This is a genomic window from Carboxylicivirga fragile, from assembly GCF_050589805.1.
Classification (GTDB): domain Bacteria; phylum Bacteroidota; class Bacteroidia; order Bacteroidales; family Marinilabiliaceae; genus Carboxylicivirga; species Carboxylicivirga fragile.
The window spans coordinates 109,459-127,314 of record NZ_JBNGOY010000011.1 but is presented as its reverse complement, the minus strand read 5'-3'; the positions used below and the strand labels follow the sequence as shown (position 1 = coordinate 127,314).

Here is a 17,856-nt window from a genome sequence, read left to right as displayed (position 1 = left end):
AATTTGTAACTAACTTCAATATTTGTTACCCCTAAATCCCCTGAAGGGGACTTAAGCCTCCACTTTAGGGGAGGTTTGGAGGGGTAGAAATAAAGATTAAGTTTTAATCTTTAAGTTGTCTGGATTTCAAAATCTCTTTTGAGACAGCCCCATCCGTAATTCTTAACTTTTTATTCCAGCATTAATTTCAATGGTGGAATTTCAAAATCCTTCCCTCCTCTTGAAGTTCCTTCTTTCGTAAATGAAGTTGGAAATTCACTTACCTTTTTAGCTTCCAAACCAGCTAATATAGCAGCCCCGGTTGGCGTACACAGTTCCACATCAAGTGGGCCAAGATCTCCAGGCAAATTATTTTTATCGAAGATGATTTTGGTTGCCGGAGCAGGAACTGGCAAATGACCGTGCGAGAATGTAATATGACCTCCTCCTAAACTAACTGGATTAGTTAATCGAGCTTCGGTTGATGCGTTTAACAACTGCAGACCATATACAGCACCTGTAATATCAATCAAAATATCCTGCGCCTCGTGTAAATAAGCGTCTTCCTTTTCATGGTGATGATCATGATCGGCACTTTCGTTATGATGATGATGGTGATGGGCATGAATATGATCCGTTAAAAAAGTATTCTCTTTATGCGCTTTAATCTCCGCCTCAACCAATGCTTTTAAAGCTCTAAAGCCAAATGCCTGATACCGTTCCTCAATCTTCAACTCTGCAAAGATATCTTCGAGCAAATGGTAGGCCTTATGGCCCGATAAATGACCATGATGATGTTCTATTTCGATATGTAAGCGATGAGCACTATCATGCGTTAAAGATGTTTTAATGCTTGCCTTACCAATTTTGTTGGCAGCCAACAGCATTGCTTCCACCATTAATTTTTCATCAGCACCTGCTGATATAAGTGCTGCAGCGAACATATCGCCTGCCATTCCTCCCTTGGGATCTATGTATAATTGCATGTAATAATTTTAAACTAAAAATACGATTTAAACGGCTTAATAAAATTGACCTAGATCAATTACAACGTAATTTCTTCTTCATCGCTGGCAACGCCTCGATTTATAAAATCATTTAATGGGCGCAAGGTTTTAATGGCTTTTGTAAGAATTGATTTCGCTTTCTCCCCAGTCAATTCCTCATCCTTCAATTCTTGCGATACTATGTATGATTTGTATTTCAATAAATCAACATCCTCGAAGTCTTTTGGAAAACCTTTAGGAGCCATCTTCAGCTTATCTTCATATAAACTTGGAAATAGTTTTTTAAACTGCTTATCGTATATAATTTCCTTAAACTCATCGCTAAAGTTATAAACCTCCTTGCGCACTTTCTTCAGTACATCCGAAGGAGGACAGTATATTCCTCCAGCCACAAACGAAGCGCCCGGTTCAATGTGTATGTAGTATCCACCCATTGGACTTTTGCGACCGCCATTTACAACATAAGCTCCCATGTTGGTTTTATATGGCGTTTTATCTTTTGCAAAACGTGTGTCGCGATAAATCCGGAAAACACAATCCTTGGGTGCAGGCAAACCTATCGAAGGATCTTCCTTATGTATCATCTCAATAAATTGCTGAATGGAGTTTTCGAAAGATAATTTTGCAGCTTGAAATCTTGGCTTATGTTCGGCAAACCACTCGCGATTGTTATTCACTTTCAGATCTTTCAGAAAGTCATACACTATTGGTTCTATCATAAAATTGCTTTTTCTGAAAAATACGCAAATGCACAATAGAATCAAAAAAATGGAAAGAATAAACCGAGAGGCTTGGATGCTTACCGCAAGCAATGTAATTTTGATTTATTCAATACTCAAAAAATAGCTAATGCATAGATACGCAATTATAGTGGCAGGTGGCAGTGGAACCAGAATGGGAGGCGAAATCCCAAAACAATTCCTTGAAGTAAAAGGCTTGCCCATACTTATGCATACCCTAAACGCATTTTTCAATTTCGACAGTACCATAAGACTCGTATTGGTTTTACCTGCAAACCAAATGGAGCATTGGCGTAAGCTTTGCGAACAACACAACTTTACCATCAAACATCATCTGACCACGGGAGGAGAGAACCGTTTCAACAGTGTTAAAAATGGGCTAGCTCTGGTTGATACGCCCGCCTTAATTGGCATTCACGACGGCGTTCGTCCACTTGTCTCCGAAGATACATTGAAACGATGTTATGATGAGGCCAATAATAAGGGCAATGCCATTCCTGTGCTTGATGCCTTTGAGTCGGTTCGTTTAACTCAAGATAAAACTAGTAAAGCAATAGACCGCAACACCGTTAAGCTAGTTCAAACACCTCAAGTTTTTCAGTCGGATATTCTGTTAAAAGCATACGAACAAGATTTTGATCCACTCTTTACCGATGACGCTTCGGTAGTGGAATCCATGGGCGAAAGCATTCATTTAGTTGAGGGTAATCGTGAAAACATTAAAATTACAACGCCTTCGGATTTAGTATTGGCTGAGGCTTATATGACTATAGATTGCTAGATTTTAGATAATAGACTTGGCTGTGGGACGCTTAAGTTTTATCTATTTCAACTGACCAACTTTTTTAAATAAAAAAATTCCCGCCTAGAGCTGTCCAGAGCGGGAATTTGTAAAGATTAAAAACCTACTAATAATCTTTATTTGTATTCATCCCAATGTTTGATACTAATCTTTTCCTTGCCCCATTTACATACGGCATAAAGGAAAGCACTTGCTAGTCGCGCATTGGTAATTAATGGAATGTTAAAGTCAATGGCATCACGACGAATCTTGTAGCCATTTTTCAATTCACTTTCTGTTAAATTCTTAGGAATATTTATCACCAAATCAATTTTCTTCTCCCTGATATAATCCAAGGTATTTGGTTTCTTATCCTCATTTGGCCAGTGAAGCAAAGTAGTTTCCACATTATTTTCCGCAAAGAATTTATGCGTACCTCCTGTTGCGAATAAATTAAAACCACGTTGCTTCAACATACGAGCACTGTTCAGCAACTCCAGTTTCGAACGAGCAGGCCCCGATGAGATCAAAATGTTCTTTTCAGGAATTTTGTAACCTACCGATAACATAGCTTGCAACACCGCATCGTAATAATTATCGCCAATACAACCCACTTCACCTGTCGATGACATATCAACCCCCAGTACAGGATCGGCCTTTTGCAAGCGAGCAAATGAGAATTGAGGAGCTTTTATCCCAACGTAATCCAGTTCAAACAAACTCTTGTTTGGCTTCTCAACAGGCAAGCCAAGCATTACACGAGTAGCAATATCAATTAAGTTAACCTTCAGTACTTTTGATACAAATGGGAAACTACGAGATGCGCGCAGATTACACTCAATCACTTTTATATCGTTATCCTTGGCCAACAGCTGCATATTGAAAGGCCCCGAGATATTTAATCCTTTGGCAATTTCTTTTGATATGCGCTTTACACGACGAATCGTCTCAATATATAGCTTCTGAGGTGGAAACACGATGGTAGCATCACCCGAGTGAACTCCAGCAAACTCAATATGCTCACTAATGGCATAAGCTACAACTTCACCTTTGTTAGCTACCGCATCAATTTCAATTTCTTTAGCTTGTTCAATAAACTCAGATACAACCACAGGAAATTCTTTTGACACATTAGCCGCAAGTGTTAAGAAATGCTCTAACTCATCCTTGTTCGAAACCACATTCATGGCAGCTCCTGAAAGCACATAAGATGGGCGAACCAAAACAGGGAAACCAACTTCTTCAACGAATGTGAATATATCTTCAATGGAGGTTAACTCGCTCCAACGCGGCTGATCAACTTCTAACTCATCCAACAAACTCGAAAACTTCTGACGGTTTTCGGCGCGATCAATATCCTCTGGTGAAGTACCCAAAATAGGTACATCCTGACGATGCAACTTCATGGCCAGATTATTTGGAATCTGTCCTCCCACCGAAACAATCACTCCTTTTGGTGTTTCCAGATCAATGATATCCAAAACACGCTCCTGAGTTAATTCATCAAAGTAAAGACGATCACACATATCGTAATCCGTACTCACCGTCTCAGGATTATAATTGATCATTATTGATCGATGGTTTTGCTTATTAATCGTATTTAGGGCATTTACACTGCACCAGTCGAACTCGACCGATGATCCAATGCGATAGGCACCAGAACCCAACACAATAACCGACTTACCATCCTGTTCATAATCGATATCATGAAATTGTCCACTATAAGTAAGATACAGGTAATTGATCTGTGCTGGAAACTCACCCGCCATTGTATCAATCTGTTTAACCACAGGTAATATACCATTGGCTTTACGAAAAGCGCGAACTTGTAGCAGACCTTTCTCCATTTGAGCAGAAGGTGTGTTCAACACCAATCGTGCCACCTGAAAATCAGAGTAACCCATCTTTTTCGCCAACAACAGATCTTCGCGAGGTAATGTCTCCAGTGAATTATGCGACTCCAATACTTTCTGATGATCCGTTATATTCTTTAATTTTTCAAGAAACCACTTATCTATTCGTGTATGCTCATGAATTTCATCAATGCTCATACCTGCTTGCAAAGCCTCCGAAATTGCAAAAACGCGTTGATCAGTCGGCTCTGTCAGCTCCTCAATTATTCCTTCCTGCTTAAACTCTTGGTTGGCCACAAAGCCGTGCATGCCTTGCCCTACCATACGAAGTCCCTTCTGAATGGCTTCTTCAAAATTACGACCGATGGCCATAATCTCTCCAACGGACTTCATACTTGATCCTATCTGTTTAGATACGCCTGAAAACTTCCCTAAATCCCAACGAGGTATCTTACACACAACATAATCTAAAGCTGGCTCAAAAAAGGCTGTAGTTGTTTTCGTTACAGAGTTTTTCAACTCATGCAAACTGTAACCCAAACCAAGTTTAGCCGCAATAAAAGCCAATGGATAACCAGTGGCTTTTGATGCCAAAGCGCTCGAACGAGATAAACGTGCATTCACTTCAATTACACGGTAATCTTCAGAGTTAGGATCTAAAGTATATTGCACATTACACTCACCAACAACTCCAATGTGGCGAATTATTTTAATGGCAAGCTCCCTTAGCTTATGATACTCCGAATTTGATAGTGTTTGCGATGGCGCTACTACAATACTTTCCCCAGTGTGTATACCAAGTGGATCGAAGTTTTCCATATTACAAACAGTAATACAGTTATTGTAAGCATCACGAACCACTTCGTACTCTACCTCTTTCCAACCTTTTAATGATTCTTCAACCAATATCTGATTGGAGTATGAAAAAGCATTTTCAGCTCGCTCAATCAATTCCTCAGTGCTGTGGCAAAAACCAGAGCCCATTCCGCCAAGCGTATAGGCAGCACGAACAATGATTGGAAAACCTATTTCTTTGGATGCTTTTACAGCCTCCTCAACAGAGGTAACCGCTATACTAATAGGAGTTTTTACATCAATCTCCTTTAGCTTGTTGGCAAATATCTCTCTATCTTCAGTATCAATAATAGATTGCACAGGTGTACCAAGCACCTCAACATTGTACTTTTCAAGAATGCCATTTTCATATAATTCAGTACCACAATTTAATGCAGTCTGACCTCCAAACGCCAAAAGAATACCTTCGGGATTCTCCTTCTTCATCACTTCCTCAACAAAATAAGGCGTTACAGGCAAGTAGTAAATCTTATCTGCTATTCCTTCAGAAGTTTGTACAGTTGCAATGTTTGGATTAATTAATACCGTTTCAATTCCCTCTTCCTTTAAAGCCTTCAAAGCTTGTGAGCCAGAATAATCAAATTCACCAGCCTCGCCAATCTTAAGCGCTCCCGAACCTAGTACAATTACCTTTTTGACGTTCTTCTTCATTTTTATATATGATTTATTTTTTCGTATCAATTACTAACAACTCCACCTATGCCTTTTGAATTTTATGCATAAACTTAGCGCACATCTTTACTTCTAGATCATATTTCACCTCAGAATATTCATTTTTTATACAAATACATTCATTTATTGATTCATTTGAAGCAAAAAACAAAGAATAAGAAAAATAAAAAGAACCAATGAATAGATATACTGAGCGGATAATATCTTGCAGAAAGCCTATGTTCAAGCGGAATACAGTCACTAGTCGACCTTAATTTTATTAATTATTGAATCATATTGTCGTACAAAAATACATATTTTTTACAAAAAACAGCTTTGATTTTAATAATTAATGAATAAATTTGCATCGACACCGTATAAATATACAATGGAGAATGAATCAAATCATTCGTTTAAGTATTTATTGAAGAAGGATGCTTAAATGAATAACTTGGTTCAAGTAATAATTTCAATTAGTACTTGGCACATGAAACGAGCCATAATAAATAATTATCACATTCGAGGATAGTTATTTTCAGGCGAGTTCCATCCCGATAGCTATCGGGAGGCAATTGAAAAAACATAGTCATATGAAAATAAAAGCTCAACGATTAATGGCGATAAAGCAATTAATCGGATCACAAAAAATTAGTTCGCAGGAAGAGTTGGTTAGCCTATTAGAAAACGAAGGTTATAAAATAACACAGGCAACACTTTCGCGCGACCTTAAATATTTGAAAGTGGCAAAAGTGCCCGATGCTGAAACGGGATATAAATATGTAATACCTGAATCAGCGCAAAAAAATGAAGAGCCTGGACGATTAGAGGAGTTTCCTGTAAGTGGCGTTGAATCCATTGAATTTTCAGGGCAAATGGCCATCATAAAAACAAGACCTGGTTTTGCAAATGGCATAGCATCGGTAATAGATAGTCATGGTCCATACGAAATATTAGGAACAATAGCTGGCGACGATACCATATTACTTATAAGCCGCGAAGGCGTAAGTAAAACGGATGTAATCAATGCCTTGTCCTTATTTATGCCAGGCCTAAAAGAGAAAATATTATAAATATCAATGAGCGTAACAAGCGCTTAATAATATAAGCCTAATGAAGTTTAACATTTTTGTCGCACAAAAAGAACACAAGAGTTATGTTGATGTAATTCTGAGCACCATTGCTGAAGCAGCAAAGGTTCGCGGGACAGGAATTGCTAAACGTAGTCCTGAATACATTCTTTCAAAGATTGAAGAGGGCAAGGCAATTCTTGCGCTTCAAGATGATGTATTTGCCGGCTTTTGCTACATCGAAACTTGGGGACACGACAAATATGTAGCTAACTCGGGTTTAATTGTAGTGGATGATTATAGAGGCCACGGCTTGGCCAAAGCAATTAAAAGTAAAGCTTTTGATCTATCCAGAGAACGATTTCCTGATGCTAAGATCTTTGGTTTAACCACAGGATTAGCCGTGATGAAAATAAATTCTGATTTAGGTTATCGTCCTGTTACATTTTCGGAATTAACCGACGACGAAAATTTTTGGAAAGGCTGCAAAACGTGCGTTAACTATGATATTCTTTTGCGTACCGAGCGACGTCATTGTTTATGCACAGGCATGTTGTTTGATCCCAGCCGAATAAAACCAGTTAAGGAAGCAAATAACAGTAAATCAAAAAAGGGACTTAAAAGCAAATGGAATACCATAAAGAAATCAGTATTCCAATTAAACAGGAACAATACAATCAATGGCATTAAAAAAGTAACTGCTTTTTTATAGGATATACAAAATGTAGCTAATAATAATAAAGATGAAGGATAAAGTAGTTTTAGCGTATAGCGGCGGATTAGATACCTCATATTGCGTGAAGTATCTTTGCGAAGAAAAGGATTTAGATGTGTATTCAGCCTTAGCTAATACAGGTGGATTTTCTGAAGCAGAATTGGAAGACATCGAAACCAAAGCCTACGAGTTAGGCGTAACAGAGCATACAGCTTTAGATGTTACCAATCGCTATTACGAGCGCTGCATTCGCTATATGATCTACGGTAATGTCTTAAAAAACAATACTTATCCTTTATCAGTAAGTTCTGAACGCATCTTTCAAGCACTTGCCATTGTTGAGTATGCCCGAAAAATAGGTGCCAAATACATTGCTCATGGAAGCACTGGTGCCGGTAACGATCAAATTCGATTTGATTTAACCTTTCAGGTTTTAGCGCCAGAAATAAAAGTGATTGCACCAATTCGAGATTTAAAATTATCGCGTGAGGAAGAAATCGACTTTCTCAAATCACGTGGCGTTGATCGCGATTGGACCAAGATGGAGTACTCCATCAACAAAGGACTTTGGGGAACAAGTGTGGGTGGTAAAGAAACCTTAACTTCAAACCAAACTTTGCCCGAAGATGCCTACCCAAGTCAACTGAAAGCAAAAGATGAGGAGACTTTAACGATAGAATTCACAAAGGGTGAGATTAGTAAAGTGAACGATGAAACATTTGCTACACCCATAGAAGCCATACAGAAAATTGAAGCCTTAGCTACGCCTTATGCCATTGGTCGCGACATGCACGTAGGCGATACTATTATTGGTATTAAAGGCCGCGTTGGTTTCGAAGCTGCTGCTCCGATATTAATTATTAAGGCACACCATATGCTCGAAAAACATGTCTTGAGCAAGTGGCAAATGCATTGGAAAGAGCAATTGGGCAATTGGTACGGCATGTTTTTACACGAGTCGCAATACCTTGAACCAAGCATGCGTGATATTGAGAAATTTCTTGAAAACACGCAGCAAAATGTGACTGGCAAGGTCATCATGAAACTAAAGCCATATCGTTACGAGATGGTTGGTATCGAATCAGATCACGATTTAATGAATAGTACTTTTGGTGAATATGGTGAGATGAATAAAGCCTGGACTGCAAGTGATGTTGAAGGATTTACAACCATCATGGCAACGCCAATGAAAATTTATAATGCCGTAAATAAAGGGCAACTTAACCTTGAAGGGAAAGATGATTAACGTTGGAATTGTTGGTGGCGCAGGTTATACCGCTGGTGAATTAATCAGAATATTGATACACCATCCGCAGGTTAAAATTAGTTTTATTCAAAGCTCAAGTCAGGCTGGCTTGGAAGTATGCAGTACTCATACCGACTTGGTTGGTAATGTTGATATGCTTTTTGCAAAGGATGTTGACTACAATGAGGCAGATGTATTATTTCTATGCATGGGCCATGGTCGATCAAAAAGTTTTGTCGATGCCATTCCAACATCGTTTGAGGGTAATATAATTGACCTAAGTAACGACTTTCGCTTAAACGAAGATGCAGACGGTTTTGTATATGGCCTACCAGAATGTAATAAAGAAGCCATTGCTAAAGCTAATAAGATCGCTAATCCTGGTTGTTTTGCTACAGCCATTCAGCTGGCTTTACTACCGCTTGCTAATGCAGCTTTGTTAAACGAAGTGCATATTCATGCCATTACTGGTTCCACAGGTGCTGGACAAGCACCCTCAGCAACCACACATTTTAGCTGGCGCAATAACAATGCATCGGTTTACAAATCATTTTCTCATCAACATTTAGGAGAGATTGGTGAAACCATGCAACAATTACAGCCAGGTTTTAGGCACGACATTAATTTCGTTCCAATGCGTGGTAATTTTCCACGAGGAATCTTAGCATCAGTTTATCTTGATTGTGATTTAAGTGAAGAAGAAGCTTTGAAGTTATACAATGAGTACTACTCAGATCAACCTTTTACACACATGGTTAAGTCAAGTCCTGATGTAAAACAAGTGGTTAACACAAACAAAGCATTGGTACAAGTTAAAAAACACAATAACAAATTACATATCATCAGCGTGATAGACAACCTTGTAAAAGGAGCATCTGGTCAGGCTGTTCAAAATATGAATATCATTTATGGTTTGGATGAAGCAATGGGTCTTCAACTTAAGTCGGTTGCTTTTTAGCATTGGTTTATTTGGTTTAAATTTTTAGGTGTTCATTCTTCTTTGTATAAGAGGGCTCCTTAGCTTATCAGCACCACAGACTAACGAGTCTGTGGTGCTACATCCTACCACGATTACCGTTTTTACTAGAGTATAATTAATATAAAAACCATGAAACTATTTGAGGTTTATCCACTATTTGACATTACGCCTGTAAAAGGCGAGGATTGTTATGTATGGGACGATATGGGCAATAAATACCTTGACCTTTATGGTGGCCATGCCGTCATTTCCATTGGCCATAGCCACCCTCATTATGTTGATCGCATAAGCAATCAACTGAGCAAACTTGGTTTTTATAGTAATTCTATTCAAAATCCTTTACAGCAAGAGCTTGCTAATAAACTGGGAGAGTTAGCTGAGCTACCTGACTACCAATTGTTTTTATGTAACTCAGGTGCCGAAGCAAATGAAAATGCTTTAAAACTAGCTTCGTTTAAAACAGGTCGTAAAAAGATAGTTGCGTTCGAAAAAGGCTTTCATGGCCGTACTTCCGGCGCAGTTGCCATTACGGACAATGCGAATATCATTGCGCCCTTCAATGCCAATCATGTGGTAGAAATTCTTCCTCTGAATGACTTGGAAAAAATTGAAGCTTGTTTATCCAAACAAGATGTTGCTGCCGTGATTATAGAAGGCATCCAAGGAATTGGTGGCATCATTGTTCCTGACCCGAAATTTCTAGAAAAATTAGAAACGCTCTGCAAAAAATATGGCACGCTTTTAATACTTGATGAAATTCAATCGGGCTACGGACGAAGCGGAAAGTTTTTTGCCTTTCAGTATACCAATGTGAAACCCGACTTGATTACAATAGCTAAAGGAATGGGTAATGGTTTCCCCATCGGTGGAGTTTTAATTGCGCTACATCTGGAAGCAAGTTATGGATTACTTGGAACAACTTTTGGGGGCAACCACTTGGCGTGCTCCGCAGCCTTGGCTGTATTAGAAACTATCGAGAACCAAAAATTAATCAACAATAGTTTAGAAACAGGTAATTATCTACTGTCGAAACTATCAGAAATAAGCAACATAAAGGCAGTTAGGGGTCAAGGACTAATGATTGGAATCGATCTAAATAAGCCTATTAAACCTATAAGAATGGAATTATTAAGAAAAAATTATATTTTTACTGGCGTTTCCGGCACAAGTACTATGAGGTTATTACCTCCACTGACTCTCAAAAAGAGTCATGTGGACTATTTTATCGACTGCTTAAGCGAAGCTGTAGAGAGCGGTTAAACAATTTATTATTAGAATAATGGTTAGGTCACACTGGAACGAAGAATGGAAAGAATTAAAATTTGAAGAAGGCGCCTTAAAAAAACGTTATGCTATTTCAAATTATGGGAGAATAATCAGTTTTACTGATTCAAGAGAGAAAGGCACCTATATCAGAGGCGGAAAATTACGTGGCTATCCCACCCTGCCTCTAAGACCTTTTGGGAAATCAAAAACCTATTACGTTCATAAGTTAGTTGCAGAACTTTTCTTAACAAATAAGTCAGATGACCAGACCTTTGTAATACATAAGGATTTTAATAAATCAAATAACTACATTGAAAACCTCGTATGGGCCAATAAGGATGAGATGTTTGAACATCAACAAAAAAATCCAATGGTTCTTGAGGCAAGAGAGAAACAAAAAGGGCGCAAAACACAACAAGGTCATAAGCTTACTGCCACACAAGTAATGCGATTAAAGATGAAGATCATGGATCCGAATCGCAAAACACGTTTAAAACTAATAGCAAAACAGTTTGGCATCAGCGAAATGCAACTCTACAGAATTAAATCTGGCGAAAACTGGGCACACGTTAAAGTCGATTCGAACGAACCAGCGGAAGAAAGCAAATAACTTTCTAACGATTTTTTGGGAGTTTTGTGTAAATTTATAAGCGCATTGGGTTTCTCAATGATAAAATGACACATTTATTTTCCAAAAAATCGAATTATGAAAGCAGATAAATTAGTTATCATAGGTGGTGGAAATTTAGGTTCTGCAATAGCTGCAGGTATACTTGATAAAGGTTTATTCAAACCCTCTCAGCTCACTATTACACGCCGACGCACCAATTTATTATCTGATTTTAAAGAAAAAGGTGTAGTTATTACCAAGAACAATTTAGAAGCTTCGCAGAATGCTGACATCATTCTTCTTGCTGTTAAACCCTATCAGTTAGAAGCCATTGTACAAGAAATCAAACCAGCTTTAAAAGCAGATACGATTGTTGTTTCGCTCGCTACAGGTGTTGATTCAGAACAAATTCATTCATTCTGTGGAATTCAACTGCCTATATTCAGAGCAATGCCAAATACAGCTGTTGAAATTGGCGAATCAATGACATGTATTTCTTCATATAATGCCAAAGAAGAGCAAGACGAAATTGTATTGGAACTATTTCGTCAAATGGGGCAGGCACTCATTGTTCCTGAAGAATTAATGGCAGCCTCAACGGTACTAGCTGCTTGTGGAATAGCCTATGCCATGCGTTTCATTCGCGCGGCTACCCAAGGAGGTATCGAAATTGGCTTTGGCTCTAGATTAGCTCTTCAAATTGCGGCACAAACAGTTAAAGGTGCCGCCGATCTACTCATCCAGAAAGGCAATCATCCCGAAGATGAAATTGACAAAGTAACTACTCCACGAGGCGTTACCATTTCTGGATTAAATGAAATGGAGCACCAAGGTTTTAGTTCGTCCTTGATCAAAGGTTTATTAACCTCATTTAATAAAATAGAAAACGGCAAATAATACTATGTACAACAAATTGACCATAAAAATTGGTTCAAATGTGTTGGCTAACTCCGAAGGCGGATTAAATCGTCAACGGGTAAACCAGCTTGTTGAACAAATCGCTCAGTTGCATAACTCGGGTAAGAAAGTAGTATTGGTTTCATCCGGAGCTGTTGCTTCAGCGCGTGGATTAATATCTATTGATAAAAAGCTGGATCGCGTTTCGCAACGTCAACTATTAAGTTCCATTGGCCAGGTAAAACTTATTAACCTTTATGCCGAACTCTTTGCAAAACACAATATTCAAGTGGCGCAGGTGCTTGTAACAAAGGAAGATTTTAGAACGCGTGAGCATTACTTAAACATGAAGAATTGTGTAAATGCGCTGTGGCAGAACAATGTCATCCCAATTGTTAATGAAAACGATGCTGTTTCGGTTACCGCACTCATGTTCACCGATAATGATGAATTGAGTGGCATGATGGCTTCGATGATGGCCTGTCAGGGGCTAATTATTCTATCTAATATTAACGGCATTTACAATGGACATCCTGATTTAGCTGAATCAAAGGTCATTGAAAATATAAACCATAAGGATACAGATTTAGCCAAATATATCTCAACCAATAAATCAGACTTTGGGCGAGGTGGTATGCTAACCAAGTGCAACATAGCTAAGAAAACAGCCGCATCAGGAATTAATGTGCACATTGCCAATGGCACCATTGACAATATTCTATTGAGCCTATTGGATCAATCTGAAAAGGTTGTCCATACCCACTTCGAAGCAAGTGAGCCAAGCCCGGCCATAAAACAATGGATTGCCTATTCCGAAGGTTTTACCAAAGCTGAAATCACAATTAATGAGGGCGCACTACAAGCTCTGTATTCGCCCAAAGCTACCAGCCTACTTTTAGCAGGAATCACAGCCATTAATGGCGGTTTCAAAAAAGGTGATTTGGTACGCATATTAAATACAGAAAAACAAACCATTGGCATTGGAAAAGCTGCATACGACATCGACAAAGCAGAAAAACATAAACACGATAAAAAGTATAAACCCCTCGTTCATTACGACTACCTATACCTCTATCCTGAACTAATTACTGAGCCTTAATACAAACAATATGTACGACAATTATTTTCAAAAAGTAAAACAGGCTTCACGTAGCATGCCAAAACTTGACGCAGAGCAAACCGAAATGATTCTTAAATCGTTGAGTAAGGCTATCCTGGTTGAGAAGTCCAAAATACTTGAGGCTAATCTGCTTGATTTAAATAAAATGGATAAAAGCGATCCACGATATGATCGTTTAAAGCTATCGCGCGAGCGCTTGGAATTAATATCACACGACCTAGTTTCTATTTCAGAATTGCCCGTACCTGTTGGCGAGAGCCTTGAAAAAAGAACTCTCGCAAATGGTCTCAATCTCGAAAAAGTACGCGTACCTCTTGGCGTAATTGGTATCATATACGAAGCTCGCCCTAATGTTACCATTGATGTATTTGCCTTGTGCCTGCGCTCAGGTAATGCCTGTGTACTAAAGGGTGGAAGCGATGCAGAAAACAGTAACACAGAACTGGTTCGAATCATCAAAAACGTTCTTAAAAGCCTTGGCGTTGATCCTGATATCATTCAACTTCTACCAAGCGATCGACTTGCAAGCACAGAGTTGATGAATGCAGTTGGCAAAGTTGATGTACTCATTCCAAGAGGTTCACAAAGTCTAATTAATTCAGTTCGCGATAACGCGAAAATTCCTGTAATTGAAACTGGTGCAGGGATTGTGCACACTTATTTCGATAAATCTGCCGATCTGGATACGGGAAAAAAAATCGTACTCAATGCCAAGACAAGGCGCGTGAGCGTTTGTAATGCGCTTGACTGTTTACTTATACACAGCAACAGAATTAACGATCTGCCAATTTTGGTTCACGAGTTGGCAAAAAAACAAGTCCAAATCTATGCAGACGAGAGAGCCTATAATAAACTTGATTCTCTGTACCCGAAAAATCTCTTAGAAAAAGCTAAACCTGAAGATTTTGGCACTGAATTTTTGGATTACAAAATGTCGATTAAAACCATTGATACCTTAACCGAAGCTCTCGATCATATATACAAATATAGCTCAAAACATAGCGAGGCTATTATTGCCACTGACGCAGATAGAATTGAACGCTACTTAAATGAAGTAGATGCAGCGGCCTTGTATGTCAACTCCAGCACAGCCTTTACCGATGGGGCTCAGTTTGGTCTTGGGGCTGAAATAGGCATTAGCACCCAAAAATTGCACGCTCGCGGTCCAATGGGATTAAACGAACTTTGCAGTTATAAATGGATCGTTCGTGGAGAGGGACAAATTAGAGATTAAACCACAAAAGTAAAACATACCATCATGAAGAGATATTTAACCGTTGACGATATAGGCGATTTAAGTCAAGCTTTACAAGAGGCCAAAGAAGTTAAACGCACACCATATGCCTGGGACACTCTTGGTAAGAATAAAACCATTATTCTGATCTTTTTTAATTCAAGCCTGCGTACCAGATTAAGCACTCAAAAAGCAGCTATGAACCTTGGCATGAATGTCATCGTTCTGGATGTCAATAAGGATGGTTGGAAGTTGGAAAGTGAGTTCGGCGTGATAATGGATGGCGACAAACCTGAGCATTTGCGTGAAGCTGTACCAGTCATTGGTCGTTATTGCGATATCATTGCGGTTCGCTCATTTGCAACATTCGAAGATAAAAAAGCTGATTATGAAGAAAACATTCTAAACCAGTTTATCGAATTTGCAGGTGTACCGGTTATCAGCATGGAAAGTGCTACACGCCATCCTTTGCAAGCCTTTGCCGATTTATTTACCATTGAAGAATACAAAACCAAGGCACGCCCAAAAGTCGTACTAACCTGGGCACCACACCCACGAGCACTGCCACAGGCTGTACCAAATTCATTTGCTGAGTGGATGAAGAAAGCCGATGTTGAGTTCGTAATTACGCACCCCAAGGGTTATGAGTTGGCTCCTGAATTTAGCAATGGTGCTACAATCGAGTATGATCAGAATAAAGCTTTTGAAAATGCAGACTTCATCTATGCTAAAAACTGGGCATCCTATTCCGAATATGGACAGATTTTAAGCAAAGATCGCTCCTGGACAGTTGATGAAGAAAAAATGAAATTAACAAACAATGCCAAATTCATGCACTGCCTGCCTGTTCGACGAAACATGATTGTAAGCGACGAAGTGATTGATAGTGAAAACAGCATTGTAATTGATGAAGCAGCTAACAGAGAAGTATCAGCTCAGGTTGTGATTAAACGAATGCTCGAAAATTTAAATCAAGACTAATGCAAGAACGTCTTACGATAATCAAAGTTGGAGGTAAAGTGGTTGAAAACGCCGAAAGCCTCGAAACCTTCATCCAGGACTTTTCAAAAATAGCCGGGCACAAAATTCTTGTACATGGAGGTGGGCGCTCAGCAACCGCCATAGCCGAAAAATTAGGCATTGAGACTAAGATGGTAGATGGCCGACGCATTACAGATACCGACACTCTTAACGTAGTGGTAATGGTTTATGGCGGCTTAGTAAATAAAAATATTGTGGCTCAACTACAGACCCTTAACAAATCGGCCATTGGCCTTTGCGGAGCTGATCTTGATTTAATTAGAGCCAAGAAACGCGAAGTTAAAGATGTGGATTATGGTTATGTGGGTGATGTTACATCAGTTAACACAGAACAGCTTAACGACTTAATCAAAAATGAGGTAATTCCAGTAATTGCACCACTCACCCATGATGGCAAGGGCCAACTATTAAATACCAATGCTGACACCATAGCCGCCGAATTGGCAAAAGCATTTGCCATGGACTTTAGTGTTCAGTTGGCCTATTGTTTTGAGAAAAGTGGCGTACTAACTGATCCGAACAATGATAACTCAGTCATTACAAATTTGAATACAGAACTTTACCAAACTTATAAAGATGACGGCACTATTTCTGATGGCATGATTCCGAAACTCGACAATGGGTTTTCAGCTTTGAAACATGGTGTTAAGCAAGTTCTGATTTCCAATTCTGAAGGCCTCAAGAATGGCTTTTCTAAAGGCACACAACTCGAATTATAATTACCACAACCAATAAGAATGCTAAATATAGAGCAATATACAGATGAAGCCATTGAGCTTCTAAAGCAACTCATCACAACCGAATCATTCAGTAGAAATGAAGATAAGGTGCTTGAATTAATGTCAAGGTATTTAAGCTCTAAAGGCCTAAATGTAAATCGCAGCAATAATAACATCTGGTGCTGGGCTAAAAAACCAAACCCTGAATTACCAAGCATACTACTCAATTCTCACCTCGATACAGTTAAACCCTCTTCAAAGTGGACCTACGACCCTTTTGCTGCAACTCTTGAAGGTGATAAACTTACAGGACTTGGGAGCAATGATGCAGGTGGGCCATTAGTTGCATTAATGGCTACTTTTTTGTGCCTCAAAGACACTGAACAGGATTACAATCTGGTTTTTGCAGCAACTGCTGAGGAAGAAATTTCAGGTGTCAACGGCGTAGCTTCCATTCTTGACCAACTAGGCAAAATTGACCTGGGCATTGTAGGCGAACCCACACAAATGGAAATGGCTGTTGCCGAAAAGGGCTTACTCGTACTTGATTGTGAAGCACATGGCAAAACTGGCCATGCCGCTCGCGATGAAGGTGAAAACGCGCTTTACAAAGCAATGTCAGATATCGCTTGGTTTCAAACCTATGAATTCCCAAAAGTATCGCCTCATCTTGGTAAAGTAAAAATGACCGTCACCCAAATATCGGCTGGTAATCAACACAATGTTGTACCTGATAGCTGCAAATTTGTCGTAGATGTTCGCCTAAACGAATGTTACTCCAACAAGGAGTTACATCAATTAATAGCTAAGGAAGTTGATTGTGATGTTAAAGCTCGTTCCTATCGTATCAATAGTTCGTCCATTCCCATTGACCACCCTCTTGTAGAAAGAGGTATTGAGCTTGGGCGTAATCATTACGGATCTCCTACCACATCCGATCAGGCAGTGATGGACTTCACAACTTTAAAAATGGGTCCCGGCGACTCGGCTCGTTCGCACACGCCTGATGAATACATTTATTTAAATGAGATAAGAGAAGGCGTGGCTATCTATGTAAAAATGTTAGACAAACTAGAAATAAAGTAGTTTATAAACA

General features: G+C 39.1%; 16 protein-coding genes. 13 read left to right on the top strand and 3 right to left on the bottom strand.

What is annotated here, in order from left to right; all coding sequences use genetic code 11:
* Positions 1 to 170: 170 nt before the first annotated feature.
* Together larC and ACRD7B_RS06740 are read right to left on the bottom strand one after the other, a co-directional pair.
* Complete coding sequence (larC, locus tag ACRD7B_RS06745; RefSeq protein WP_430823727.1) at positions 171 to 965, bottom strand: nickel insertion protein; 795 nt, start codon at positions 963 to 965, stop codon at positions 171 to 173.
* A gap of 59 nt (positions 966 to 1,024) precedes the next feature.
* Positions 1,025 to 1,705 (bottom strand): DUF2461 domain-containing protein, encoded by a 681-nt coding sequence (locus tag ACRD7B_RS06740; protein ID WP_430823726.1) that lies wholly within the window; start codon positions 1,703 to 1,705, stop codon positions 1,025 to 1,027.
* A gap of 130 nt (positions 1,706 to 1,835) precedes the next feature.
* Here ACRD7B_RS06740 and ACRD7B_RS06735 point away from each other — a divergent pair, with 130 nt between their 5' ends.
* A complete protein-coding gene (locus ACRD7B_RS06735) occupies positions 1,836 to 2,507 on the top strand; it encodes a 2-C-methyl-D-erythritol 4-phosphate cytidylyltransferase (protein WP_430823725.1) in 672 nt (223 codons plus the stop codon).
* Positions 2,508 to 2,644: 137 nt separating this feature from the next.
* Here ACRD7B_RS06735 and carB read toward each other — a convergent pair whose 3' ends face one another.
* Positions 2,645 to 5,866: a carbamoyl-phosphate synthase (glutamine-hydrolyzing) large subunit gene (carB, locus tag ACRD7B_RS06730; protein ID WP_430823724.1), complete on the bottom strand. Its 3,222-nt coding sequence runs from the start codon at positions 5,864 to 5,866 to the stop codon at positions 2,645 to 2,647.
* Positions 5,867 to 6,456: 590 nt separating this feature from the next.
* Between carB and argR the strand changes: the two genes are divergently transcribed.
* The 12 genes from argR to ACRD7B_RS06670 all read left to right on the top strand — a co-directional run bounded on the left by argR (position 6,457) and on the right by ACRD7B_RS06670 (position 17,846).
* A complete protein-coding gene (gene argR / locus ACRD7B_RS06725; RefSeq protein ID WP_430823723.1) occupies positions 6,457 to 6,936 on the top strand; it encodes an arginine repressor in 480 nt (159 codons plus the stop codon).
* A 40-nt stretch (positions 6,937 to 6,976) separates the two neighbouring features.
* On the top strand, positions 6,977 to 7,645 hold the full coding sequence (locus tag ACRD7B_RS06720; protein WP_430823722.1) for a GNAT family N-acetyltransferase: 669 nt from the start codon (positions 6,977 to 6,979) through the stop codon (positions 7,643 to 7,645).
* Positions 7,646 to 7,676: 31 nt separating this feature from the next.
* Positions 7,677 to 8,894 (top strand): argininosuccinate synthase, encoded by a 1,218-nt coding sequence (locus ACRD7B_RS06715; protein WP_430823721.1) that lies wholly within the window; start codon positions 7,677 to 7,679, stop codon positions 8,892 to 8,894.
* Positions 8,887 to 9,852, top strand: a complete 966-nt coding sequence (gene argC / locus ACRD7B_RS06710; protein ID WP_430823720.1) for an N-acetyl-gamma-glutamyl-phosphate reductase — start codon at positions 8,887 to 8,889, stop codon at positions 9,850 to 9,852. The genes ACRD7B_RS06715 and argC overlap by 8 nt, the downstream gene beginning before the upstream one ends.
* A 150-nt stretch (positions 9,853 to 10,002) precedes the next feature.
* Positions 10,003 to 11,133: an aspartate aminotransferase family protein gene (locus ACRD7B_RS06705; protein WP_430823719.1), complete on the top strand. Its 1,131-nt coding sequence runs from the start codon at positions 10,003 to 10,005 to the stop codon at positions 11,131 to 11,133.
* A 19-nt stretch (positions 11,134 to 11,152) separates the two neighbouring features.
* Positions 11,153 to 11,749, top strand: coding sequence for an NUMOD4 domain-containing protein (locus ACRD7B_RS06700; protein ID WP_430823718.1), 597 nt, complete (start codon positions 11,153 to 11,155; stop codon positions 11,747 to 11,749).
* A 96-nt stretch (positions 11,750 to 11,845) separates the two neighbouring features.
* Entirely contained in the window at positions 11,846 to 12,646 is an 801-nt protein-coding gene (gene proC, locus ACRD7B_RS06695) for a pyrroline-5-carboxylate reductase (protein ID WP_430823717.1), read from the top strand.
* Between the two features lie 4 nt (positions 12,647 to 12,650).
* Positions 12,651 to 13,745 carry a glutamate 5-kinase gene (proB, locus tag ACRD7B_RS06690; protein WP_430823716.1) on the top strand — a complete coding sequence of 365 codons (1,095 nt, stop codon included), beginning with the start codon at positions 12,651 to 12,653 and terminating at the stop codon, positions 13,743 to 13,745.
* A gap of 10 nt (positions 13,746 to 13,755) precedes the next feature.
* Positions 13,756 to 15,000 (top strand): glutamate-5-semialdehyde dehydrogenase, encoded by a 1,245-nt coding sequence (locus tag ACRD7B_RS06685; protein ID WP_430823715.1) that lies wholly within the window; start codon positions 13,756 to 13,758, stop codon positions 14,998 to 15,000.
* 24 nt (positions 15,001 to 15,024) lie between these two features.
* The gene (locus ACRD7B_RS06680; protein WP_430823714.1) at positions 15,025 to 15,981 is read left to right on the top strand and encodes an N-acetylornithine carbamoyltransferase; all 957 of its coding nucleotides are present in this window, start codon (positions 15,025 to 15,027) and stop codon (positions 15,979 to 15,981) included.
* Positions 15,981 to 16,760 (top strand): acetylglutamate kinase, encoded by a 780-nt coding sequence (gene argB / locus ACRD7B_RS06675; RefSeq protein ID WP_430823713.1) that lies wholly within the window; start codon positions 15,981 to 15,983, stop codon positions 16,758 to 16,760. Before ACRD7B_RS06680 ends, argB begins: the two co-directional genes overlap by 1 nt.
* An 18-nt stretch (positions 16,761 to 16,778) precedes the next feature.
* Positions 16,779 to 17,846 carry a M20 family metallo-hydrolase gene (locus ACRD7B_RS06670; protein WP_430823712.1) on the top strand — a complete coding sequence of 356 codons (1,068 nt, stop codon included), beginning with the start codon at positions 16,779 to 16,781 and terminating at the stop codon, positions 17,844 to 17,846.
* Positions 17,847 to 17,856: the final 10 nt, after the last annotated feature.